At 73.5% G+C, this 24030-nt stretch carries 16 protein-coding genes, 4 pseudogenes and 1 riboswitch; of the genes and pseudogenes, 12 read left to right on the forward strand and 8 right to left on the reverse strand.

Translation table 11 applies throughout. The annotated features are described in order from the left end of the window. The first annotated feature begins 37 nt into the window (after nucleotides 1-37). From ACFVX9_RS09805 to metE, 6 genes are all read left to right on the forward strand, one after another. Nucleotides 38-3076 (forward strand): prenyltransferase/squalene oxidase repeat-containing protein, encoded by a 3039-nt coding sequence (locus ACFVX9_RS09805; RefSeq protein WP_387981183.1) that lies wholly within the window; start codon nucleotides 38-40, stop codon nucleotides 3074-3076. Next, a complete protein-coding gene (locus tag ACFVX9_RS09810) occupies nucleotides 3073-4284 on the forward strand; it encodes a hypothetical protein (RefSeq protein ID WP_387981185.1) in 1212 nt (403 codons plus the stop codon). The genes ACFVX9_RS09805 and ACFVX9_RS09810 overlap by 4 nt, the downstream gene beginning before the upstream one ends. Before the next feature lie 4 nt (nucleotides 4285-4288). Further along, nucleotides 4289-5524 (forward strand): CbiQ family ECF transporter T component, encoded by a 1236-nt coding sequence (locus ACFVX9_RS09815; RefSeq protein WP_380368372.1) that lies wholly within the window; start codon nucleotides 4289-4291, stop codon nucleotides 5522-5524. Beyond that, nucleotides 5521-7224: an ABC transporter ATP-binding protein gene (locus ACFVX9_RS09820; RefSeq protein WP_387981186.1), complete on the forward strand. Its 1704-nt coding sequence runs from the start codon at nucleotides 5521-5523 to the stop codon at nucleotides 7222-7224. Before ACFVX9_RS09815 ends, ACFVX9_RS09820 begins: the two co-directional genes overlap by 4 nt. Beyond that, nucleotides 7221-8123 (forward strand): ECF transporter S component, encoded by a 903-nt coding sequence (locus tag ACFVX9_RS09825; protein WP_387981187.1) that lies wholly within the window; start codon nucleotides 7221-7223, stop codon nucleotides 8121-8123. The genes ACFVX9_RS09820 and ACFVX9_RS09825 overlap by 4 nt, the downstream gene beginning before the upstream one ends. 29 nt (nucleotides 8124-8152) lie before the next feature. Next, a riboswitch (cobalamin riboswitch) is annotated at nucleotides 8153-8375 on the forward strand. Between the two features lie 164 nt (nucleotides 8376-8539). Beyond that, nucleotides 8540-10855: a 5-methyltetrahydropteroyltriglutamate--homocysteine S-methyltransferase gene (gene metE, locus ACFVX9_RS09830; protein ID WP_387981188.1), complete on the forward strand. Its 2316-nt coding sequence runs from the start codon at nucleotides 8540-8542 to the stop codon at nucleotides 10853-10855. A gap of 89 nt (nucleotides 10856-10944) precedes the next feature. Here metE and metF read toward each other — a convergent pair whose 3' ends face one another. Then, a complete protein-coding gene (metF, locus tag ACFVX9_RS09835; RefSeq protein WP_380480201.1) occupies nucleotides 10945-11862 on the reverse strand; it encodes a methylenetetrahydrofolate reductase [NAD(P)H] in 918 nt (305 codons plus the stop codon). A gap of 114 nt (nucleotides 11863-11976) precedes the next feature. On the opposite strand from metF, the gene folP reads away from it, so the two are divergent. Both folP and ACFVX9_RS09845 read left to right on the forward strand, forming a co-directional pair. Continuing rightward, nucleotides 11977-12837, forward strand: a complete 861-nt coding sequence (gene folP, locus ACFVX9_RS09840; RefSeq protein ID WP_380368358.1) for a dihydropteroate synthase — start codon at nucleotides 11977-11979, stop codon at nucleotides 12835-12837. A 17-nt stretch (nucleotides 12838-12854) separates the two neighbouring features. Next, nucleotides 12855-12971: pseudogene (locus ACFVX9_RS09845) on the forward strand (helix-turn-helix domain-containing protein); the annotation flags it as partial. Nucleotides 12972-13065: 94 nt separating this feature from the next. Here ACFVX9_RS09845 and tnpA read toward each other — a convergent pair. Continuing rightward, nucleotides 13066-13482 carry an IS200/IS605 family transposase gene (gene tnpA / locus ACFVX9_RS09850; RefSeq protein WP_387981190.1) on the reverse strand — a complete coding sequence of 139 codons (417 nt, stop codon included), beginning with the start codon at nucleotides 13480-13482 and terminating at the stop codon, nucleotides 13066-13068. 26 nt (nucleotides 13483-13508) lie between these two features. Here tnpA and ACFVX9_RS09855 point away from each other — a divergent pair, with 26 nt between their 5' ends. Further along, nucleotides 13509-14747, forward strand: a complete 1239-nt coding sequence (locus ACFVX9_RS09855; RefSeq protein ID WP_387981292.1) for an RNA-guided endonuclease InsQ/TnpB family protein — start codon at nucleotides 13509-13511, stop codon at nucleotides 14745-14747. A gap of 9 nt (nucleotides 14748-14756) precedes the next feature. Continuing rightward, nucleotides 14757-15071, forward strand: a pseudogene (locus tag ACFVX9_RS09860) (short-chain fatty acyl-CoA regulator family protein); the annotation flags it as partial. On the opposite strand, the pseudogene ACFVX9_RS09865 reads toward ACFVX9_RS09860, so the two are convergent. The 5 genes and pseudogenes from ACFVX9_RS09865 to ACFVX9_RS09885 all read right to left on the reverse strand — a co-directional run. After that, a pseudogene (locus ACFVX9_RS09865) lies at nucleotides 15038-16165 on the reverse strand (bifunctional 2-methylcitrate synthase/citrate synthase); the annotation flags it as partial. The pseudogenes ACFVX9_RS09860 and ACFVX9_RS09865 sit on opposite strands and share 34 nt — an antisense overlap. Nucleotides 16166-16185: 20 nt before the next feature. Next, nucleotides 16186-17091 (reverse strand): methylisocitrate lyase, encoded by a 906-nt coding sequence (gene prpB / locus ACFVX9_RS09870; RefSeq protein ID WP_380368349.1) that lies wholly within the window; start codon nucleotides 17089-17091, stop codon nucleotides 16186-16188. Beyond that, entirely contained in the window at nucleotides 17091-18608 is a 1518-nt protein-coding gene (locus tag ACFVX9_RS09875) for an MmgE/PrpD family protein (RefSeq protein ID WP_387981192.1), read from the reverse strand. Before ACFVX9_RS09875 ends, prpB begins: the two co-directional genes overlap by 1 nt. A 242-nt stretch (nucleotides 18609-18850) precedes the next feature. Next, entirely contained in the window at nucleotides 18851-19717 is an 867-nt protein-coding gene (locus tag ACFVX9_RS09880; protein WP_063352214.1) for a 3-hydroxybutyryl-CoA dehydrogenase, read from the reverse strand. Between the two features lie 25 nt (nucleotides 19718-19742). After that, complete coding sequence (locus tag ACFVX9_RS09885) at nucleotides 19743-20306, reverse strand: hypothetical protein (RefSeq protein ID WP_387981194.1); 564 nt, start codon at nucleotides 20304-20306, stop codon at nucleotides 19743-19745. Here ACFVX9_RS09885 and ACFVX9_RS09890 point away from each other — a divergent pair. Together ACFVX9_RS09890 and asnB are read left to right on the forward strand one after the other, a co-directional pair. Next, nucleotides 20266-20685: pseudogene (locus tag ACFVX9_RS09890) on the forward strand (short-chain fatty acyl-CoA regulator family protein); the annotation flags it as partial. The gene ACFVX9_RS09885 and the pseudogene ACFVX9_RS09890 sit on opposite strands and share 41 nt — an antisense overlap. A gap of 228 nt (nucleotides 20686-20913) precedes the next feature. Continuing rightward, a complete protein-coding gene (asnB, locus tag ACFVX9_RS09895; protein ID WP_387981195.1) occupies nucleotides 20914-22773 on the forward strand; it encodes an asparagine synthase (glutamine-hydrolyzing) in 1860 nt (619 codons plus the stop codon). A gap of 149 nt (nucleotides 22774-22922) precedes the next feature. Here the strand turns inward: asnB and ACFVX9_RS09900 are convergent, their stop codons facing one another. Then, nucleotides 22923-23864 (reverse strand): nitrilase-related carbon-nitrogen hydrolase, encoded by a 942-nt coding sequence (locus ACFVX9_RS09900; RefSeq protein WP_063352210.1) that lies wholly within the window; start codon nucleotides 23862-23864, stop codon nucleotides 22923-22925. Nucleotides 23865-24030: the final 166 nt, after the last annotated feature.

A 24030-nucleotide genomic window follows, 5' to 3' on the forward strand; every position in this document is an offset into this window, starting at 1 on the left:
GCCGTTGCGTCCCGCGTCGACCGACCAGGGAGTCGTCGTGAGGGTCAGCAGCAGTCGCACACGTCACAGGAACCGGGACCTCGCCTCCGTGGTGGTCGCCGGTGCTGTCGCGGTCGCCGCCTGCGGAAGCGTCCTGTTCGGGCGCCCCGGCACCGCGGCCGCCGACCCGATCGAGCAGTGCACGGCGACGACGGGCGCGATCGTCGCCGTCGACTTCACCCACTGGGGCGGCGGCGTCGTCCGGGGCTGCGACGCCCACCCCACGACCGGGATGAACCTGCTGCACGCCGCCGGCTTCACCACCGCCGGAACCGAGCACGACGGACCCGCCTTCATCTGCCGCCTCGGAACCGGGACCTTCAACAGCGGCACCCAGTACCCGACGCCGGCCGAGGAACCCTGCGTCAACACCCCGCAGGCCACCGCGTACTGGTCGTACTGGATCGCCGAACCCGGCCAACAGGCCTGGTCCTACAGCCGGTTCGGCGCCGGGACGCAGAAGCCCAAGCCCGGCGAGGTCGAGGCCTGGGTGTACGGCGGCACCGACATCGGCGGCACCAGCGGGGCACCGGGCTTCACCCCGGACTCCGTGAGAGCGAAGAGCGGTGGTTCGTCGGCTTCGCCGTCCGCCTCGCCATCCGCCTCGCTGTCACCCTCGGCGACCCCGACCCCGACCCCGACCCCGACCCCGACTCCGACACCGACCCCGACTCCGACCGGGCCGACCTCGACCGGGCCGTCCGCCACCGGTGACCCGGCGGCCGCCGTGGCCTGGCTGGCCCGCCAACTCGTCGGCGGCGACCACATGGAGAACTGGGCCGTCGAGGGGCCGGACTACCCCCGGACCGCCCTCACCGCCATCGCCCTCGCCGCCGCCGGCACGCAGGACCCGGCGCTGCGCAGGACGACCGCCTTCCTCGCCGCCCACACCGACGCCTTCCTGTACCCCGACGGACCGGCCGGCCAGCCCGATGCGAGGGCCGCCGCACTGCTGGCCCTCGTCGCCGAGAGCGCCGGCAGCGATCCCCGGGCCTTCGGCGGCCGGGACCTGATCGCCGCGCTCACCGGCCACGTCTGCACGGCGGCGGGGGAGAACGGCAGGTGCACCGCCGCCGGGGACTTCCTCGGCGCGGCCTCGCCCTGGGTCCAGTCCCTCGGCGTCATCGCCCTCCAACGCGCCGGTGTCACGCCACCCGCCCCGGCGCTCGCCCGCTTCACGGCGCTCCAGTGCGCCGACGGCGGGGTGGCCGGATCGATGATCGTCGCCGGCGAGCACTGCGAGTCCGACCCGCTCACCACCGGCCTCGCGGTGCTCGCCCTTCGCACGGCCGCCGGGTACGAGACGGCGGCGAAGAAGGCTTCGGACCAGCTCGCGGCCGGACAGCAGGCCGACGGATCCCTGCTCCCGTACCTCGGCGCCCCCGGCGACACCATCAGCACCGCGAGCGCGGCCCAGGCGTTCAAGGCCACCGGACAGGACACCCGCCGGGCCGCCGCCACGGCCTGGCTCGCCGCCCGGCAGGGCGCGGACGGCGGCTTCGGCCCCGACGCGTCGACCACCGACCCGGACCCGGCCGCCACCGAGCAGGCGATCCTGGCCCTGACCGGCACCGACCTCACCAGCGTCCGGCACAACCCGGACGCCACCACCCCGCCGACGACGCCCGCCACCACGAAGCCCGCCGGAAGAACCCCCGACGCCGCCAAGGGCAGCGCCTACCTCACCGACCCGTCCCGCCTGATCAACGGCCGCTACTACGAGGGCTTCCCGGCCTTCGCCGACTTCGGTCTCACCATCGACGGCGCCTACGCCCTCGCGGCCACCGGCACCGACGACGCCGCGCTGCGCAGGATCGTCGACTTCCTGGACCAGCCGGGCAAGGACGCCGGTGAGCGCACCGTCAACGACTGGACCGGCATCGGCACCGAGTACGCAGGCGGCGGCTCGATCGGAAAGGAGGCGCTGCTCGCCGAGGCGGTCGGCCGCAACCCGCGCGCCTTCGGCGGCCACGACCTGATCGCCGCCCTGGCCGCCCTCGTGTGCACCAAGGCCGACCAGAGCACCGGCTGCGCGGCGCCCGGCAACTACACCTACGCCACCTCGGTGTTCTCCCAGGCGCTCGGCATCATGGCCCAGCTCCGGGCCGGGGACTCGACGAACGCCGCTCCCGCGATCGCCTACCTGAAGGGCCTCCAGCACCAGGACGGCTCCTGGCCGAGCCTGATCCCCGCCACCGGTGACTCCGACGTGGACAGCACGGCGATGGCCGTCATGGCCCTCGCCCTCGTGCCGGGGGACGAGGCCGCGCGGGCCGTCGACCAGGGCCTCGGCTGGCTCGCCGCGCGGCAGCTGCCCGACGGCGGCTTCCCGGGAGCGGCCGGCGACTCGACCAACTCGGCCGCGCTCGCCATCCAGGGCATGACGCTGCGCCAGGCCTCGTACGGCGCCCGGATCGCCAAGGCGCGCGACTTCCTGGCGGGTCAGCAGAACGGCGACGGCGGGTTCAACGTCGCCTCTGCCGGGCAACCGGGATCGGACGTCCGCGCGTCCACGCAGGTGCTCGGCGGTGCCACCGGGATCTCGTTCGGCACGCTGTTCCGGGACCTCGGGGGAACGTCGACGCCGACGCCGACTCCGACTTCCACCGGGACGGCGACCCCGACGGGTACGCCGACGGGCACGCCGACGGGCACGCCCACTGGTACTCCCACGGGCACGCCGACCGATACCCCGACCGGCACGCCCACGAACACATCCACGAACACGCCCACGAACACGCCGAGCCCGACGGGCTCTCCCGCCACGACTGGGCCCTCGGACACCGCCGCTCCCTCGACCGGCGACGGTTCGGCCACCTGGTCGGCCGGTGGCATCGACGCTCCGGCCGGTGGCGGTGGCGCACCCGTCGCCCCCGCCGGTGGCGTGGCGGCGCAGACCGGTTCCGGCAGCCTGGCCGGCACCGGTACCCAGGCCCTGGCGCTGACGGCGGGCGCGGGTGTGCTGACCGCGCTCGGCGCGGCGGCCGTCCTCGTCGCCCGACGTCGTAGCGCGGCCGCCCCGGGGCGGCACCGGTGAGCCGGGGACTCGGCGGTCGGCTCGGCGGGCTGTCCGGGGCGGCGGCCCTGACCTTCGCCCTCGCGTTCGGCGGCGTCGCCGTGGGCACCGCCCCGGCGTCCGCGGCGCCGCTGCCGATCGACCAGTGCACCACCACCTCCGGCGTGGTGCTCGCCGTGGACTTCAGCAAGTGGGGCGGCCCGCTGCTGCGCTCCTGCGGGACCACCCCGACCACCGGCTTCACCCTGCTCAACCAGGGCGGCTGGAAGACCACCGGGACCGGCCACGACGGTCCGGCGTTCATCTGCCGGATCGGCTACAGCGGCTTCCAGGGCGGCAAGCAGTTCCCGGCCCCGGACCAGGAGAAGTGCGTCCTGACGCCCCCGGCCACGGCCTACTGGTCGTACTGGCACGCCGATCCGGGCCAGAACGAGTGGTCCTACAGCCAGCTCGGCGCGATGAGCTACCAGCCGAAGCCCGGCAGCGTCGACCTCTGGATCTTCGGTGGCACCAACATCGAGGGCACCGAGGGGCGGCCGGGCTTCTCGCCGGACAGCGTGCGCGCGAACAACTCCAGCCCCGGCGGGCAGCCCGCCGACCCCGGCCAGGGCACCACGGGCGGCTCGGGCGGCGGCTCCAGCGGTTCCGGCGGTTCCGGCGGCGGGTCGACGGGCGGCACGGGTACGACCGGCGGCAGCGGCAGCGGCACCGGTTCGAGCGGCGCCACCGGCACCACCGGAAACGCAGGCGGAACCGGCAGCACCGGCAGCAGCGGCGGAACTGCCGGCACCAGCGGCGCCGGCACGACCGGTGGCACCGGATCGGGCCGGCCCCCGGCCCCCGCCAAGCCCCCGACGGGCGGAGCCCGCCCGCCCGCGCCCGCCACCACCCCGGGGCCCGGCGCCGCCGCCACCCCCGAGGACGGCATCACTCCGCCCGGAGCGCCCGAGCCGACGCCCGTGCCCGCCACGCCGGTGCCGGTCGAGCCGCCCACCGCGCCGCCGACGGACATCCCGAGCGATCAGCCGACCCCGCAGACGGTCGAGGCCGCGGCCGCGCCGACGTCCACCCCCGCCGTGCCCGGCGGCGTGGTGGACGCCAATCCGGTGGCCGATGCCCCGCACGACTCCGGGTCGATGGCCCCTGCCGTCATCGCGACCGCCCTCGTGGGGGCGCTGGGCGCGGCCACCGTGGTCGTCGCGCGCCGCCGCCGCCGACGGGCCGAGTGATCCGGTGACCAAGCCCGACGAACCCGGCGCCGTCCCCCCGAAGCCCGACCCGAAGCCGAAGCCCAACCCGAAGCCCACCCCCCGACGGGACGCCGGGAGCCGGCGCAGCCCCCGGAACCTGCACCCGCTGGCCTGGTGGACCTGGGCGCTCGCCCTGGCGACGGCGGCCAGCCGCACCACCAACCCGCTGCTGCTCCTGCTGGTCCTCGCCGTGCTCGGCTACGTGGTCACCGCCCGCCGGACCGAGGCCCCGTGGGCCCGCGGGTTCACCTACTACCTGTGGCTGGCCCTGACCGTGGTGGCGATCCGGGTGGTGTTCCGGTGCGTCTTCGCCACCGGCATCACCCCGCACGACCACCTGCTCTTCTCGCTCCCGCACCTCCCCACCCCCGCCTGGTACGCGGGCATCCGGATCGGCGGGCCGGTCTCCCTGGAGGCGACCCTCTCCGCCGCCTTCGACGGGCTGCGTCTGGCCTGCCTGATCTGCTGCATCGGCGCCGCCAACACGCTCGCCAACCCCAAGCGCGCCCTGCGGGTCCTGCCCGGCGCCCTGTACGAGCTGGGCGTCGCCGTGACGGTGTCGCTGAGCGTCGCCCCGCAGCTGGTGCAGAGTGTCCAACGCGTCGCCCGGGCAAGGCGGTTGCGGGCCGGGCAGCGGAAGGGCGTCCGCGCGCTGCGCAGCATCGTCGTCCCGGTGCTGGAGGACGCGCTGGAGCGTTCGCTGCACCTGGCCGCCGCGATGGACTCGCGCGGTTACGGCCGCTCCGGCACCGCGACCCGCCGCTCCCGCCGCGTCACCGGCGCCCTGATGCTGCTCGGCATGTGCGGCCTGTGCGCCGGGGTGTACGGGCTCCTGGACGGAACCGCCCCCGCTGCCCTGGGGCTTCCGGCCTTCCTCGCGGGCGCCCTGCTCTGCGTGGCGGGGCTGATCCTCGGCGGCCGGCGCGTGCGGCGCACCACCTACCGGCCGGACCGCTGGCAGGCCGCCGAGTGGGGCGTCGCGGGCTGCGGGGTGATTGCCGCCGTCCTGCTGTTCGCCACCGTCGGCTACGCCGCCACCGACCTCAACCCCTCGCTCTACCCGCTCAGTTGGCCGAGCCTGCCGCTCGTCCCGGTGTTCGCCCTGCTGCTGGCCGGCGCCGCCGGGGTGATCGCGCCGCCGCCGGGCCGTACCCCGGAACCCGCCACCGGGGCCCGCCGCACCGGCACCGACCGCACGACCCCCGAGGTGAGCACGTGATCCGATTCGACCAGGTCGGCGTGGTGTACGACGGCGAGACCACCCCCGTCCTGCGCGACGTCGACCTGCACATCCCGGAGGGCGAGCTCTGCCTGGTGGTCGGCCGCACCGGCGTCGGCAAGTCGACCCTGCTCGGCGCCGTCAACGGCCTCGTGCCGCACTTCACCGGCGGCACCCTGCGAGGCAGGGTCACCGTGGACGGCCGGGACACCGCGCACCACCCGCCGCGCGAACTCGCCGACGTGGTGGGCGTGGTGGGGCAGGACCCGCTGGCCGGCTTCACCACCGACACGGTGGAGGAGGAACTCGCCTACGTCATGGAGCAGTTGGCCGTCCCGCCGGAGGTGATGCGCAAGCGCGTCGAGGAGACCCTCGACCTGCTCGGCCTCGCCGACCTGCGCCACCGCGCCCTGCACGAGCTCTCCGGCGGCCAGCAGCAGCGCGTCGCCATCGGCTCGGTGCTCACCGCGCACCCGCGCGTCCTGGTCCTGGACGAACCGACCTCGGCGCTCGACCCGACCGCCGCCGAGGAGGTGCTCGCGGCCATCACCCGCCTGGTCCACGACCTCGGCGTCACCGTCCTGCTCGCCGAACACCGCCTGGAGCGGGTCGTCCAGTACGCCGACCGCGTCGCCTACCTGCCCGGCGACGGGACGGTCGTGCACGGGCCGCCCGCCGAGGTCTTCCGGCACGCCGCGATCGCGCCGCCCGTCGTCGACCTCGGCCGGCTGGCCGGGTGGCGGCCGCTGCCGCTCTCCGTCCGGGACGCCCGCCGCGCCGCCGCCCCGCTGCGGGAGCGGCTCACCGACGTGCCCGTTCCTCCGCCGCGCCGGGCAGCGGTGGCGGGGGAGCGGGTGCTGGACGCCCGGGGGGTGGTCGTCCGGTACGGGCCGGTCACCGCCGTCCGGGAGGTCGGGCTGGAGCTGCGGGCCGGCGAGGTCACCGCGCTGATGGGGCGCAACGGCTCGGGCAAGTCCTCGCTCCTGTGGGCCCTCCAGGGCTCCGGCTCCCGGCAGGGCGGCAGCGTGCAGGTCCGCGGAGCCGACGGCGGGCCGGCCGCGGACCCCAAGCGGCTCTCCGCGACCAGGGCCCGGCAGCTCGTCGGGCTCGTCCCGCAGACCCCGACCGACCTGCTGTACCTGGAGACGGTCGCCCAGGAACTCGCCCAGAGCGACCTGGAGGCCCGCAGCGCAGCAGGCCCGACCACAGCCGGGCCGACCGCCGCAGGTCCGACCACAGTCGGCCCGGCCGCAGCAAGCCCGACCGCGCGGCAGATCCTCGACCGGCTCGCCCCCGGGATCCCCGATGGCACCCACCCCCGGGACCTCTCCGAGGGCCAGAAGCTGGCCTTGGTCCTGGCGATCCAACTGGCCGCCGCGCCAAGGGTGGTGCTGCTGGACGAACCCACCCGAGGGCTCGACTACCACGCGAAGGAAGCGCTCACCGGCATCGTCGACGCCCTCGCCGCCGAAGGCCGTACGGTCGTCGTCTCCACCCACGACGTCGAGTTCGTCGCCGCCGCCGCCGACCGGGTGGTGGTGATGGCCGAGGGCGAGATCGTCGCCGACGGTCCCACCGCCGAGGTCATCGTCGCCTCGCCCACCTTCGCCCCCCAGACCGCCAAGGTCCTCGCCCCGCTGCCCTACCTGACCACCCGGCAGGTCGCCGCCGCCCTCGCGCCCGCGCAGGCCGCCCGGTGAGCGCCGTCCGGATCCCCGGCCGGGCCCGCGTCGTCGCGGCCCTGGCCGCCTTCATCGGCCTGGTCGCCTTCACCTGGCCGTTCGTCGTCGCCCCCGGGAAGTTCGGTTCCTCCTACGCCCCGCCGCTGATCTTCGGCGCCCTGCTGGTCCTGGTGCTCGCCGTCGTCATCGCCGAGATCGCGGCCGGCGGCATCGACGCCAAGGCCCTCGCCATGCTCGGCGTCCTGTCCGCCGTCAACGCCGGACTGCGCCCGCTCGGCGCCGGCACCGCCGGGGTGGAGACGGTCTTCTTCCTCCTCGTCCTGGCCGGCCGGGTCTTCGGCCCGGGCTTCGGCTTCACCCTCGGCTGCACCTCGCTGTTCGCCTCCGCGCTGCTCACCGGCGGCGTCGGCCCCTGGATGCCGTACCAGATGTTCGGCTGCGCGTTCGTCGGCATGCTCGCCGGGCTGCTGCCGAGAACCCGACGGCGGCGCTGGGAGGTGGCGATGCTGGCCGCGTACGGGGCGTTCTCCGGGTACCTCTTCGGCTTCCTCCTCAACCTCTCCTTCTGGCCGTTCTCCACCGACCCGAACAGTTCCATCGCCTACCTGCCGGGGCTGCCCTTCACCGAGCAGTGGCACCGCTACCTGCTCTTCGACCTCGCCACCTCGCTCGGCTGGGACACCGGCCGGGCCGTCACCACCTTCACCGCCGTGCTCGTCGTCGGCCCGGCCGTCCTCACCGTCTTCCGCCGCGCGGCCCGCCGCGCCAACTTCGAGCCCATGGTGCGCTTCGAAGCCCCGGACGCCCCGGACGGTCGACGAGTCACCGCGAACGACACCGCGAACGCCGCCGCGAACGGCACCGCCACCGGCTCCGCGAGCGGCGAGGGAGTCTCACCATGCGGACGGCTTCCGTGAATTCCGCGTCGGCCCCGGCGGTTTGCCCCTAAGCTGGCGACGCAGCTGGTTCGTCCTGCCCGCCAGGCAGGACGTCGCAAGAGGGAACCCGGTGGGAATCCGGGACTGCCCCGCAGCGGTGAGTGGGAACGACCGCCGTCATACGCACTGGACCCGGGACGGGTCTGGGAAGCGATGGCCAGTAGGTACCGGACGCCAACAGGCCCGGTGCGCCCACGAGTCCGAAGACCTGCCCGTTGCCCGCCCGCGGACCGTTCCGCGTGCGGATATCCCGGTGACCTCGTGGGCGGGTCGGCGACCATACCAGGCGGGTCCGGCACGCGCATCGACGTGAGCCGCCGCCCGGTTCGTCATCCCTTCGCGCTCTCGTCCCGTCCCCGGGCACTTGAGGAGCCAGACTCGCGAAGGAGAGTCCCTTGACCACGAAGTCCGCAGCCGCGGCAACCAGGGCCACCGTGTACGGCTACCCCCGGCAGGGCCAGGGCCGGGAGCTGAAGAAGGCCGTCGAGGGCTACTGGAAGGGCACGGTCACCGCCGACGCCCTGCGGGAGACGGCGGTCGGCCTGCGCCGGAAGAACTGGGCGCAGCTCGCCGGGGCCGGTGTCCTGGAAGTGCCCACCGGCGACTTCTCGCTCTACGACCACGTGCTGGACACCACGGTCGCCGTCGGCGCGATCCCGCCCCGGCACCGGGATGCGGTCGAAATCGACGCGCTGGACGGCTACTTCGCCATGGCACGCGGCACCCAGGAGGTCGCGCCACTGGAGATGACCAAGTGGTTCGACACCAACTACCACTACCTGGTGCCCGAACTCGGCCCGGACACCGTCTTCACCGCGAACCCGGCCAAGGCCGTCGGGGAGTTCCGGGAGGCGCTGGCGCTCGGCCACACCGCACGCCCCGTGCTCGTCGGCCCCCTCACCTACCTGCTGCTCGCCAAGCCCGCCCCCGGCGTCGCCGAGGACTTCCAGCCGATCACCCTGCTGGACCGGCTGCTGCCCGTCTACGCGCAGCTGCTGGCGGACCTGAAGGCGGCCGGGGCGCAGTGGGTGCAGCTGGACGAGCCCGCCCTGGTGCAGGACCGCACCCCGGCCGAGCTGAACGCCGCCGCCCGCGCCTACCGTGAGCTGGGCGGCCTGGCGGACCGTCCGAAGCTGCTGGTCGCGAGCTACTTCGACCGCCTGGGCGAGGCCCTGCCGGTGCTGGCCAAGGCCCCGGTCGAGGGCCTGGCGCTGGACTTCACGGGGCCCGCCGCGGCGAACCTTGACGACCTGGCCGCCGTCGGCGGGCTGCCCGGCAAGCGGCTGGTCGCCGGGGTGGTCGACGGCCGCAACATCTGGATCAACGACCTGGAGAAGTCGCTGGCCACCCTGGCGACCCTGCTGGGCCTGGCCGAGCGGGTCGACGTCGCGCCGTCCTGCTCCCTGCTGCACGTGCCGCTGGACGCCGCCGCCGAACGCGACGTCGACCCGCAGATCCTGCGCTGGCTCGCCTTCGCCCAGCAGAAGGCCAGGGAGGTGGCGCTGCTGGCCCGGGGCCTGCGCGAGGGTACGGGGGCGATCGCCGCCGACCTGGCCGCCAACCGCGCCGACCTCGCCTCGCGCGCCAACTCGCCGATCACCCACGACCCGGCGGTGCGCGCCCGCACCGCCGCCGTCACCGACGCGGACGCGCGCCGCGCCCAGGCCTACCCGCAGCGGGCCGAGGCCCAGCGTGCCCGGCTCGGCCTGCCGCTGCTGCCGACCACCACCATCGGCTCGTTCCCGCAGACCTCCGAACTGCGGGTCGCGCGGGCCGACCTCACGGCGGGCCGGATCGACGCGGCGGCCTACCGGGAGCGGATGGAGACCGAGGTCCGGGAGGTCATCGCCTTCCAGGAGAAGGCCGGACTGGACGTCCTGGTGCACGGCGAGCCCGAGCGCAACGACATGGTCCAGTACTTCGCCGAACAGCTCACCGGCTACCTCGCCACCCGGCACGGCTGGGTCCAGTCCTACGGCACCCGGTACGTGCGCCCGCCGGTCCTGGCCGGGGACATCTCCCGCCCGCACCCGATGACCGTCGACTGGTTCCGCTACGCGCAGGGCCTCACCGACCGCCCGGTCAAGGGCATGCTCACCGGCCCCGTCACGATGCTCGCCTGGTCCTTCGTCCGAGACGACCAGCCGCTCGGCGACACCGCCCGCCAGGTCGCCCTCGCCCTGCGCGACGAGGTCACCGACCTGGAGGCCGCGGGCGCGGCCGTCGTCCAGGTCGACGAGCCGGCCCTGCGCGAGACCCTGCCGTTGCGCGCCGCCGACCGCCCGGCGTACCTGGCGTGGGCGACCGAGTCCTTCCGCCTGGCCACCTCGGGCGTCCGCGCCGACACCCAGGTCCACACCCACATGTGCTACGCCGAGTTCGGCGCGATCATGACGGCGATCGACGAGCTCGACGCGGACGTCATCTCGCTGGAGGCCACCCGCTCGCACATGGAGGTCGCCGGAGAGCTCGCCGGGGCCGGCTACCCGCGCGAGGTCGGCCCGGGCGTCTGGGACATCCACTCCCCGCGCGTCCCGAGCACCGAGGAGGCCGTGGAACTGCTGCGCGCGGGCCTGGCCGCCATCCCCGCAGAGCGGCTCTGGGTCAACCCCGACTGCGGCCTGAAGACCCGCGGCTGGACGGAGACCCGCGCCTCGCTCGACAGCCTCGTCGGCGCCGCCCGCCACCTGCGCGCGGAGCTGGCCGGCTGACCCACCGGTGACGCGACCCGGCCGGGCCCCGCACGCCGTGCGGCGCCCGGCCGGGTCGGGCCGCTTCCCCGACGGCGGCCCGGCCGGTTTCACCCGGACCCGGGAAGCCCGAGGTTCTGGTAGATCTCCGTCGTCACCGTCGAGAAGTTCATGGTCATGAAATGCAGCCCGGGAACTTCCTCGGACAGCAGGCGCCGGCACATTCCGGTGGCGTGATCGATACCGATCGCCCGGACGGCCTTCGGGTTGTCCTGCTGCTTCAGCATGCTTTCGGAAAGCTCATCGGGAATGGCGGCGGTGGTCAGCGTCGGAATCCTCCGAAGTGACCGGATGCTGGTCACCGGCATGATCTCAGGAATGACCGGAACGGTGCAGCCGGCCGATTCCAGTCGATCCCGGAAACGGAGGTAGCTGTCCACGTCGAAGAACATCTGGGTGATGGCGTAGTCGGCTCCGGCCCGGCACTTCTCGATGAAGTGCCTGATCTCGGAATCCCAGTCGGGGGACCTCGGGTGCAGGTCGGGGAACGCGGCCACGCCGACGCAGAAGTCGCCGGACTCCTTGATCAGCCGTACCAGGTCGGCGGCGTACTCCACCCCGTCGGGGTGGCGGTGCCAGGTGCCCAGCGGATCGCCCGGCGGGTCGCCGCGCAGCGCCAGGATGTTGCGAACGCCCTGGTCAGCGTAGTGGCCGAGGATGTTCCGCAGTTCGGCGACGCTGTGGCCGACCGCGGTCAGGTGGGCGGTCGGCGTGAGGGTGGTCTCCTGCGCGATGCGGCCGGTGACGTTCACCGTCCGCTCCCGTGTCGACCCGCCGGCGCCGTAGGTCACCGAGACGAAGGTGGGGGACAGCGCTTCCAGGCGCCGGATCGCATTCCACAGGCCGACCTCCGCTTCGGCGCTCCGGGGCGGCATGAATTCGAATGAAGAGGAAAGCCTGCCGGTCGCGAGGAGTTCGCGGATGGAGGTCGCCCGATCCGTGCGCGTGGAGGGAATTCCGAGTGTCATGGCAGGAGGTTAACCAGCCGGGCTATCGGTCGTCCTCAGGTGTCCACTCTGTGATACGAATTTTCTCGGGGGTGCGAGTTGGGGGACAGGTGGGGCGGGCGGCACAATGGGGGCATGAAAAGACCTTCGCAGGTATTGTCGGGGCTGCCCGAATGGGACCGGTGCGCGGTGATGGGAGTCGTGAACGTGACCCCCGACTCGTTCTCGGACGGCGGCCGCTGGCTGGACCCGGGGCGCGCGGTGGACCGAGGACTGCTGCTGGCCGAACAGGGCGCCGACATCGTGGACGTCGGCGGCGAGTCGACCCGGCCGGGAGCGACCAGGGTGTCCGAGGAGGAGGAACTGCGCCGGGTCCTGCCGGTGGTGCGCTCGCTCACCGACAAGGGTGTCCTGGTCAGCATCGACACGATGCGGGCCCGGGTCGCCGAAGCGGCGGTGGAAGCCGGCGCCCGGATCATCAACGACGTCAGCGGGGGCCGGGCCGACGCGGGCATGATCGGCGCCGCGGCCAGGGCCGGAGTGCCCTTCGTCGTCATGCACTGGCGCGGGCAGTCCGCCCGCATGGACGAACTGGCCGCGTACGAGGACGTCGCGGCCGAGGTGATCCGTGAGGTCGCACGGCAGATGGACACGGTGGTGTCGGCCGGGGTCGACCCCTCCCAGGTCATCGTGGACCCGGGCCTCGGCTTCGCCAAACGCCGGCAGGACGACTGGGCGCTGCTGGCATCGCTGGACGCCTGGCGCGTGCTGGGGCGCCCGCTCCTGGTGGCGGCCTCGCGCAAGCGGTTCCTGGGCGAGCTGCTGGCCGACCCGCGGACGGGCGAGGCCCGTCCGGCCCGTGAACGCGACGCGGCCACCGCGGCGGCCAGCGTCCTGGCCGCCGCGCAGGGCGCGTGGGCGGTGCGGGTGCACGAGGTCCGGGACACGGCCGACGCCGTCCGGGTCGAGGCCGCGATCCGAACCAACCGGGTCTGAGAGAGGAAGTACGCGCCATGCCACGTCCGACCGGGCGGAAGGTCTACGCCCACGCCAAGCTGCGCCGGCTGCGCCGCGAGCACGGCATGAACCAGGTCGAGCTGGCGCGCGAGCTCGGCATCTCGACCAGCTACCGAGACTATTCGCAGTGCGTCGGGCTTCAGCCCGGTGGTGAGGCGAATCCTTGGCCCGTAGGCGCGGAGCGCCGGAGTGCGCTCCGTGCAGGTTCTAGGCCGGGCGGTTCTGCTGCTCGATGTACTGGCGGAGCACGCTGATCGGTGCTCCGCCGACCGACCCCGCGAAGTACGAGCCGGACCACAGCTTCTGTGCGCGCCAGTAGTGGCGGACCAGTTCGGGATACTCCTGGCGCATCCGGCGTGAGCTGACGCCCTTGAGGCTGTTGACCAGCTTGGACAGGGCGACCTTCGGGGGGAAGTTCACCAGCAGGTGGACGTGGTTGTTCTCACCGTTGAACTCCACGATCTCGCACTCGAAGTCTTCGGCGACCGCCCGCATGATCTCCTCCACCCGTCGAAGATGGGCGTCGTTGAACACCTTGTGCCGGAATTTCGTCACGAAAACCAAGTGCGCGTGAAGCGCGAATGTGCAGTGCCTGCCTGTACGGATCTCCTGATGATCAGCCATAAACCAACTGTAGTGCTGTGTCGATTGTGCAGCTTCGGTACAGCTTCCGCCTGTACCCGACGGTTGGTCAGCGTTCCTCTCTGGCCCAGGCGTTCGGGTGCGCCCGCGTCGTCTTCAACGATGCCCTTCGGGAACGTGAGGACGCGCGAGCTGCCGGGCTGCCGTTTCCGAAGGCCGCCGAGCTGTCCAAGCGGCTGACGGAGGCGAAGAAGACCCCGGAACGCGCCTGGTTGGGCGAGGTGTCCGCCGTGGTGCTGCAGCAGTCCCTGCGGGATCTGGAGACCGCGTACGGAAACTTCTTCGCCTCCCTCAAGGGCACCCGCAAGGGTCCGAAGATCAGACCGCCCCGGTTCAAGTCCCGCAAGGACAACCGGCAGGCGGTGCGGTTCACCGCGAACGCCCGATGGTCGATCACACCGGGCGGCAAGCTGAACCTGCCGAAGATCGGCCCCGTGCCGGTCCGCTGGTCCCGTGTGCTGCCGTCCACCCCGTCCACCGTGACCGTGATCAAGGATGCCGCCGGAAGGTACTTCGCGAGCTTCGTCGTGGAGACCGGCCCCGACCTGCTGCCGGAGACAGGCCAGGCGGTGGGTGTCGACCTCGGGCTGACGCACTTCGCGGTCCTGTCCGACGGCCGGAAGATCGAATCACCGAAGTTCCTGCGCCGTGCCGAGAAGAAACTCAAGCGCGCGCAGCAGGCCCTGTCCCGCAAGGCCGAGGGCAGCAACAACCGCGACAGGCAGCGGGTCAAGGTCGCACGGGCACATGCCCGCGTGGCCGACGCCCGGCGCGAGTTCCACCACCAGCTCTCGACTTCCCTCGTGCGCGAGAACCAAGCGCTCGCGGTCGAGACACTGTCGGTCAAGGGACTCGCGCGCACGCGCCTCGCCAAGTCGGTGCACGACGCCGGATGGTCCGCGTTCCTGAACATGCTGGGATACAAGGCCGGCCGGGCGGGGCGCGAGTTCATCCGCATCGGACGGTTCGAGCCGACCTCTCAGGTCTGCTCGCACTGCGGGATCAAGGACGGCCCCAAGCTCCTGCACGTCCGCGAGTGGACATGCGGGGACTGCGGGACCGTCCACGACAGGGACGTGAACGCCGCCCGGAACATAGCCAAGGCCGCAGGACTTGCGGTCTCAGCCTGTGGAGCGCAGATAAGACCAGGACTCGTCCCGGCACCGCGCGGTGAAGCAGGAACCCACCCGGACGCCGCGTGTTCCACGCGCAGCGTGGAGGGAATCACCGGCCTTCAGGCCGGTTGAGGATGTCAATTCTGGATCGCCCGCACCGTCTCCCACGGGGGTTTCGGCCACCGCGCGCCGCGCAGCGAGTTCGCCGTCGCGCTCGGCTGCGAGCTGCGCCACGCGCACCGCCTCGTCTACGCCGAGGGCGTCGCGCTCGACGCTGCGGGAGCGGCCGCCCCGATCGGGCTGGGCTGCCGGATCTGTGAGCGCCGCGACTGTGCCCAGCGCGCCCGCCCGCCGGCGGGCGGGCGCCTGGCGGTCGAGCCGGACCGCCGCAGCCGCGTTCCCTACGCCGTGCTCGGTGACAGCCCCGGCACCGGGCGCTGGCCGGGGCCGTCGTAGCGGGCGAGCGGGCGGATCAGCGAGTTGTGGGCGAGCTGTTCGGTGATGTGGGCGGTCCAGCCGGTGATGCGGCTCAGCACGAAGAGGGGTGTGAAGACGGGGGTGTCGAAGCCCATCAGGTGGTAGGCGAGGCCGGCGGGGTAGTCGAGGTTGGGGTGGATGCCCTTGCGTTCCAGCATCGCTTCGCGCAGTGCGGCGTGCAGGGCGGCCAGTCGGGCCGTCCCGGGGTCGGCGCTGCGGGCGACCAGGTCGTCCAGGGCGGCCTGCATGATCGGGACGCGGGAGTCGCCGTGCCGGTAGACGCGGTGGCCGAAGCCCATGATCTTCCGCTTGGCGGCGAGTGCCTCGTCGAGCCACTGCGCGGCCCGGTCGGGGTCGCCGATCTCCTCCAGCATGTGCATCACGGCTTCGTTGGCGCCGCCGTGCAGGGGGCCCTTGAGTGCGCCGATCGCGGCGGTGACGGCGCTGTAGAGGTCGGAGAGGGTGGAGGTGACGACGCGGGCGGTGAAGGTGGAGGCGTTGAAGCTGTGCTCGGCGTACAGCACGAGGGAGATCTCGAAGCAGCGGACCACCTCGGGGGCGGGCACCGCGCCGAAGCACATGTGGAAGAAGTTCTCCGCACAGCCGAGCCCGGGGTCCGGCGGGATGGGCGCCAGGCCCCGGCGTCGGCGCTGGTCGGCGGCGACGGCGGTGGGCAGTTTCGCCAGCAGGGTGAGGGACTTGGCGAGGTGGGGCGCGGGGCGGCCGTCGTCCTCGGTGGGGTCCTCGGCGCCGAAGAAGCTGACGGCGGTGCGCAGCACGTCCATCGGGTGGCAGGTCTCGGGTAGTTTGGCGAGCAGTTCGGCGGTGGTGCGGTCGAGCGGGCGCAGGCCGGCCTCGCGGGCCCGGAACTCCCGCAGCTGTCCGGGGTCGGGCAGTTCGCCGTGTCACAGCAGGTACGCGACCTCCTCGAAGGAGCGCTGGGCGGCGAGGTCCTGGACGGGGTAGCCGCGGTAGGTGAGGGAGTTGGTCTCCTGGATGACGGTGGAGATCCCGGTGGTGTCGACGACGACTCCGGCGAGTCCGCGGTGGATCCCGGGTGCGGTGGTGGGCATGGCTGGTCTCCGATGCGGGGTCAGGCGCCGGGTGGGAGGGTGAAGTCGTAGACGGCGGTGTCGAAGGCCGCGTACTGCTCGTAGCCGAGGAGTTCGTACAGCCGGGAGCGGGTCTGCATGCGCGGCAGCAGCGACTCCTGGGTGCCCTCGGCGGCGAGGGTGCGCAGGCCGTCCTCGACCGCGCCCATGGCCAGGCGCAGCAGGGTGACGGGGTAGAGCGCGATCTCGTACCCGAGGTCCTGGAGGGTGCGGGCGTCGAGCAGCGGGGACTTGCCGAACTCGGTCATGTTGGCGAGCAGCGGGACGTCGACGGCCTTGCGGAAGGCCTCGAACTCGGCCTCGTCGGCGAGGGCTTCGGGGAAGATCGCGTCGGCTCCGGCGTCGACGTAGGCCTTGGCCCGGTCGATCGCGGCGCGCAGGCCTTCGACGGAGCGGGCGTCGGTGCGGGCCATCAGCAGGAAGTCGGGGTCGCGCCGGGCGTCGACGGCGGCGCGCAGGCGGCGGGTCATGTCCTCGCGGGGGACGACCGCCTTGCCGTCGAGGTGGCCGCAGCGCTTGGGGTTGACCTGGTCCTCCAGGTGCAGGCCGGCGAGGCCGGCGTCCTCCATCAGCTGGACGGTGCGGGCGGCGTTCATGGGCTCGCCGAAGCCGGTGTCGGCGTCGATCAGGACGGGCAGGTCGGTGGCCCGGGTGGTCTGCTGGGCGCGGGCGGCGACCTCGGTGGCGGTGGTCAGGCCGATGTCGGGCAGGCCGAGGTCGGCGGCGAGGACGGCGCCGGAGAGGTAGGCGGCCTCGAAGCCGAGGTCCTGGATGAGCCGGGCGGAGAGCGGGTTGAGCGCGCCGGGCATCGTCAACAGCCGTCCGGTGGCGAGGCGTTCGCGTAGGGCGCGGCGGCGCTGGGCGGGGGTGGTGCGGGTGTGCAGCATCAGAACAGGCCCTTCGGGAGGAGCGCGTCGAACGCGCGCACGGCCTCGGTGTCGACGGCGGGGAACAGCTCGTCCAGGTCTGCGGCCTTCAGCTCGGCGAGATCGGCGGCGGCTGCCAGGAAGCGGTCCTGGTCGGCGGGGGAGACGACGCCCTCGGCCAGGGTGCGGAACTTCCGCTGGTACGCGGGGCGGTCGAAGGGGCGGGCGCCGGCGGGGTGGGCGTCGGCGACGCCGAGCTCGTCCTCGATCACCGTGCCGTCGTCCAGGGTGATCACCACGCGGCCGCCGAAGGCCCGGCGCTGAGGGTCGGGGTCGTGGTAGCGGGCGGTCCACTGCGGGTCCTCGACCGTGGTGATCTTCCGCCAGAGCGTCACGGTCTCGGGGCGTCGGGCCCGCTCGGGGGCGTAGGAGCGCTCGTGGTGCCAGGCGCCGTCCTCCAGGGCGACGGCGAGGATGTACGGGATCGAGTGGTCGAGGGTCTCCCGGCTCGCGGTCGGGTCGTACTTCTGCGGGTCGCCCGAGCCGGAGCCGATGACGTGGTGGGTGTGGTGGCTGGTGTGCAGGACGACCGAGCGGACGCCGCCCAGCGGTCCGGCCTTCTCGCGCAGCCGCCGTGCCAGGTCGATGATCGCCTGGGCCTGGTACTCGGCGGAGTGCTCCTTGGTGTAGGTGTCCAGGATCGCCCGCCTCGGCTCGCCGGGCGCGGGCAGCAGCACGGTGTAGTCGGACTGCGGGCCGTCGAGCAGCCAGGCGAGGAAGCCGTCCTCGCCCTCGTAGACGGGGGACGGGGAGGTCTCGCCGCGCATCGCCCGGTCCACCGCCTCGATCGCGGCCTTGCCGGCGAAGGCGGGGGCGAAGGCCTTCCAGCTGGAGATCTCGCCCTTGCGGGACTGCCGGGTGGCCGTGGTGGTGTGCACGGCCTGCTGCACCGCCTGGTACACCGTCTCGGTCGGCAGCCTCAGCAGCGCGCCGAGCCCGCAGGCGGTGGCCGCGCTCAGGTGCGCGACGTGGTCGATCCGGTGGGCGTGCAGGCAGATGCCCCGCACCAGCGCGACGTGGACCTCGTAGGCGGCGACGATGCCGCGCAGCAGGTCGGCCCCGCTGCGGCCGGTGTGCTGGGCGACGGCCAGCAGCGGCGGGATGTTGTCGCCGGGGTGGGAGTAGTCGGCGGCGAGGTAGGTGTCGTGGAAGTCCAGCTCGCGCACCGCCGTGCCGTTGGCCCAGGCGGCCCACTCCGGCGAGACCCGGGTCGGGCTGCCGAACACCTGGGCGCCCGGCGCGCCGCGGTGGGCGAGCGCCTGGGAGCGGGCCACCGCCACGGGACGGCGCAGCAGCGACGCGACGGCCACCGCCGCGTTGTCGATCACCCGGTTGACGGCCATGCTCACGCCGGCCGGGTCCAGCTCCTCGGTGCCGGTGCCGGTGCCGGTGGCGACGGCGGCGAGCTTCCAGGCGAACTGCTCCTCACGCGGCAGCCGGTCGGCGCTGGGGTGGACTCGGACGTGGTGCTCGATCACGGGACTCCTCGGGGGCGTTCGACGGCTCTCGGGCTTGCATGATCGAGCCTGCGCGTCGGACGGCCGATGATCCAGCATGCCAATCGGTGGAATCCGTACGGCGGATTCCTGTGAAGCTGCGAAACCTGCGAACCCGCCGGGGAACCGGCTCCCCGCAGCGGCCCGGGACAGCACAGCGCCCCGGAGAGTGCACGGTTGGCGCTTCCTCCGGGGCGCTGGGCGTAGCGGGCGCCGAGGGGCCGTCAGGTCGAGGGGTGTGCGTGGAACCCGCGTCCGCTCTTGCGGCCGAGCAGGCCCGCCTCGACCATGCGGGAGAGCAGGGGCGGCGGCGCGTAGAGCGGCTCCTTGTACTCGTCGTACATGGACTCGGCGATGGCCTGCACGGTGTCCAGGCCGATGAGGTCGGCGAGTTGGAGCGGGCCCATGGGGTGGGCGCAGCCGTGGACCATGCCGGCGTCGATGTCCTCGGGGCTGGCGTGGCCGGCCTCGGCCATCCGGACGGCGGAGAGCAGGTAGGGCACCAGCAGGGCGTTGACGACGAAGCCGGCCCGGTCGCGGGAGCGGATGACGTGCTTGCCGAGGGTGTCCCGGGTGAAGGCCTCCACCCGGTCGAGGACGGTCGGGGCGGTGTGCAGCGAGGCGACCAGTTCGACGAGCGGCATGACGGGGGCGGGGTTGAAGAAGTGCAGGCCGAGGACGTGGGAGGCGCGGTCGGTGGTGATGCCGAGGCGGGTGACCGGGATGGCGGAGGTGTTGGTGGCCAGGACGGCGTCGTCGGCGACGAGCACCTTGTCCAGGGTGCCGAGCACCTCGGTCTTGACCCGTTCGTCCTCGACGACTGCCTCGACGACGAGCTGGCGGTCGGCGAGCGCTTCCAGGTCGTCGGCGAACAGCAGGTGGGCCCAGGCGTCCGTGCGCTGCTGCTCGTTGATCCGGCCACGGTCGACGGCGCGGTGCAGCGAGCGGTCGATCCGGGCCCGGGCGGCGCGCAGGGCGCCTCGGCCGGCCTCGCAGACGACGGTGTCCAGGCCGGCGCGGGCGAAGACCTCGGCGATGCCGGAGCCCATCTGCCCGGCGCCGACGACCGCGACGCGGCGAATGTCGTTCATGGTGTTGCCTCCGTGGTCGGGCGGCTCAGGCCGCGGTGCGGATCCGCACGAGGTGGCGGGCGTAGGCCTCGGTGGTGAGGAAGGCGGGCAGGTCGGCGCCGAGGGCGGTCTCCTCCAGGATCCGTACGGCGTCGTCCACCAGCGCCGGGTCGGCGCCCTCGGCGAGCAGGGCGGCGCGCTCGCGGTCGATCAGCCTCCGCACGAGGTCGGGGGTGGCGAGCGATCCGCCGGTCAGCCGGGAGCAGTGGTGCTGCCACTGCCAGATCTGGCAGCGGGCGATCTCGGCGGTGGCGACGTCCTCCATCAGGCCGAAGACGGCGACGGCCCCGGAGCCGCCGAGCCAGGCCGTCAGGTAGCGCAGGGCGACGGCGACGTTGGAGCGCAGGCCCTGTTCGGTCGGCAGGCCGACGGACAGCCTGTGCACGCCGAGCAGGTCGGCGGCGGTGACCTCGACGTCCTCGCGGGTGCGGTCGAGCTGGTGCGGGCGGCCGTCGAGGACGGTGTCGAAGGCCGCCCGGCAGGTGGCGACGAGGCCGGGATGGGCGACCCAGTCCGCGACCGACTTCCACTTCTCCCGCACCGGCGGCACCTGCCCGCTGTGGAACGTCTACGAATCCTTCGCCGCCCCCGGCCGGGTCCACGTCCAGGTCGCCGCCATGCCCGACGGCCGGCGCTACCTCTGGACCGCCCGCGCCGTCACCCGCTCACCCGGCGGCTGGGGCCGCCCCGGCAAGACCTTCGCCTTCGGCCTCGGCTGCGAACTCCGCCACGCCGCACGGCTCGTGTACTCGGCGGGACTGGACCTCGGCGACGAGACGGCCGCCACCCCGATCGGGCTCGGCTGCAAGGTGTGCGAACGCCCGGCGTGCCCCCAGCGCGCCGCACCCGCCATCGGCCGGCCGCTCGCGCTCGACGAGCACACCAGCACCTTCATCCCGTACCCCGCGCTGCCCGACCCCCGGAACTGAAGGCCGCCACCCGGCGTACCGGCACCTCCGTCCGAGCCCGACGCCCGTCCGTCCGAGCCCGCCGCCCGGCGGTTCGCGCTCGGCGGGCTTCGCACGGGCACCGCCCGACCCGCTCCGGGAATCATGCAGGTGCTCGGAACTTCCCCGACGTCCGGTCCGACTTCTGTGCCGGGCGCCGTCGCCGACAGCGTCCGGCAGAGCACACCCCTTCACCCCAGGAGCGCGAGCATGTGCGGGATCATCGGCTGGGTGTCCTTCCACCAGGACATCGGCCAGTCCTTCCACCAGGACACCGGCCACGGCGCCGCCTCCGTCATCCAGGCCATGACCGACACCATGGCCCTGCGCGGACCCGACGCCGGCGGGGTCTGGCTCGGCCGCCACGCCGCGCTCGGCCACCGCCGCCTCGCCGTCATCGACATCGAGGGCGGCACCCAGCCCATGCCCGACCGCCCCGAACACCCGCAGGTGGTGCTCACCTACAGCGGCGAGGTCTACAACCACCACCGGCTGAGATCCGAACTCGCCGCCAAGGGCCACCGGTTCGAGACCCGGAGCGACACCGAGGTGGTCCTGCGCGCCTACCAGGAGTGGGGAGACGCCCTGGTCGACCACCTGGAGGGCATGTACGCCTTCGCCGTCTGGGACGACCGCGAGCAGCGCCTGCTGCTGGTCCGCGACCGGCTCGGGGTCAAGCCGCTGTTCTGGGCCGGGACCGACGGCGGCCTCGTCTTCGGCTCCGAACCCAAGGCCCTGTTCGCCCACCCCGAGGTGACCCCCACCGTGGACGCCGACGGCCTGCGCGAGGCCTACAGCCTGCTGTTCAACACCGGCCCCACCGTCTGGGCCGGCATCCGCGAGGTGCACCCCGGCAGCCTGCTCGTCCTCGACCGCGACGGCATCCGCGAACGGCGCTACTGGGAGCTGACCGCCCGCCCGCACACCGACGACCCGCAGACCACCACCGAGCTGATCGGCGGCCTGGTCGACCGCGCCGCCCGTACCCAGCTGGAGGCCGACGTCCCGCTGTGCAGCCTGCTCTCGGGCGGCCTCGACTCCACCGTCGTCACCGCCCTGATCGCCGACGAACTCCGGCTCCGCGAAGGGCCGCAGGCCACGCTGCGCTCCTACGCCGTCGACTACAGCGACCAGGCCGAACGGTTCACCGGCGACGTGCTGCGCACCGGCCACGACACCCCGTTCGCCGCCGAGGCCGGCGCGTTCATCGGCACCGAGCACTCCACCGTCGTCCTCGACCCCCGTGCCCTGCTCGACCCGGACAACCGGCGCGCCGTGGTCGTCGCCCGGGACTCGCCGATCGGCGTCGGCGACATGGACACCTCGCTCTACCTGCTGTTCGGGGAGATCCGCAAGCACTCCACCGTCGCCCTCTCCGGCGAGGCCGCCGACGAGGTCTTCGGAGGCTACCCGTGGTTCCACAACCCGAAGGCGCTCGCCGCTCGCGCCTTCCCCTGGCTCCTGGTCACCGGGGACCAGGCCGCCATGCCCCTGCACCCCGACCTCGCCGCCCAGCTGCGCATCCCCGAGTTCCGCGCCGACACCTACCGCACCGCCGTGGCCGCCGTCCCCCGCCTCGACTCCGAGAGCGCCGCCGAACACCGCCTGCGCGAGATGCAGCACCTCTCGCTCACCCGCTGGCTGCGCCAACTCCTGCACCGCAAGGACCGCCTCTCCATGGCCCAGGGCCTGGAGGTGCGGGTGCCCTACTGCGACCACCGCCTCGTCGAGTACGCCTTCAACACCCCTTGGGCGATGAAGAACCACGACGGCCGGGAGAAGAGCCTGCTGCGCGACCTCGGCCGGGGCATCGCCCCCGACTCGGTGCTCTGGCGGCCGAAGAACCACTACCCGGCCACCCACCACCCCGACTACAACGCAGGCCTGCAGCGGCTGGCCCGCGAGGCGCTGGACGTACCGTACGTACGGGACATCGCCGACGAGACGGTCGTCGGGGCCGCCCTCGACACGCCTGCCGGGCAGTTGCCGTGGGGCCACCGGCTCCGCCTGGAGCGGGTCGTCGACCTCGCGCTGTGGCTCGACCACCACCGCCCCGCCCTGGCCCTCTGACCTCGCCGCCCCGCCCTGGCCCTCTGACCTCGCCGCCTCACCACCTCACCGCCTCGCCCGGGTCCGGCCGTGGGCGGGTGCCGGTGGTGGCGCCGCCGCCGGGCCTCCCCGTCTCCCGGCCGGAACCGGGCCGGGGAGGCCGGGTGGCGTCAGCGCTCGGCGGTCAGGGGCGCGTAGGCGTCGGGGCGGCGGGTGGCGTTGAAGGGGAAGAGTTCGAGCCAGTCGTGGCGCTGGTCGAGGTCGAGGTCGGCGACCAGGACGGCGGCCTCGTCGCGCGGTGCCCGGGCGAGTACGCGGCCGTACGGGTCGACGATGAACGAGCTGCCGTAGAAGGTGAGTTCGCCTTCGGTGCCGATGCGGTTGGGGACGACCATGAAGGTGGCGTTGGCGATGGCGTTGCCGGTGATGACCTGCTGCCACAGCGGCTGGGTGTCGAAGCCGGGGTGGCCCGGCTCGGAGCCGATGGCGGTCGGGTAGACGAGGACGTCGGCGCCGGCGAGGGAGTAGGCGCGGGCGAGCTCGGGGAACCACTGGTCCCAGCAGGTCGGCAGGCCGATGGCGGCGTCGCCCACCTCGGCGAGGGGGAAGGCGTCCTCGCCGGCCGGGCCCTGGCGGAACCAGGTGTCCTCGTAGTAGCCCTCGGTCACGGGGATGTGCAGCTTGCGGGTGCGCTGCACCAGGGTGCCGTCGGGGGCGACGAGGATCGCGGTGTTGTAGCCGAGGCCGTCGGGGCCGTCCGGCCCGTCGGCCTTCTCGAAGAGCGAGGCGTGCACGTGGAGGCCGTGCTCGCGGGCGGCGGCCGCGGCGAACGTGAAGGTCGGGCCGGTGCGCAGGTCCTCGGGTTCGACGGCCTGCGGGTGGTCGGCCTGGCGCAGCACGGCGAAGTACGGGGAGAGCGTGAGCTCCTGGAGGGCGACGAGGGTGGCGCCCTGTTCGGCGGCGAGCCGGATCCCCTCCAGCAGGCCGGCCCGGTGCTGCTCGGGGTCCGCGTGCCAGCGCTGCTGGACGAGGGCGACCCGCAGGGCGGCGCGCCGGGGTGCGCGGGTGCGGGCCGGGGACGCGGGCGGGTTCAGGGCGGTGATCAGGCGCATGGCGGGTCCTCGGGTCGTCTCGGGTGATGGTGTCGGGAGCAGCGGCCGAAGCCGTGCCGGAACGTTCCGGCACGGGGGAACGTAAAGCGTGTCGGAAAAGTCCGGGAAAGGGGGGCGAAGCAACAACAAAGAGACCAGAAGACGGGGTGATCCTAGTCCTGCGTCT

Source organism: Kitasatospora sp. NPDC058243 (assembly GCF_042882025.1).
Classification (GTDB): domain Bacteria; phylum Actinomycetota; class Actinomycetes; order Streptomycetales; family Streptomycetaceae; genus Kitasatospora.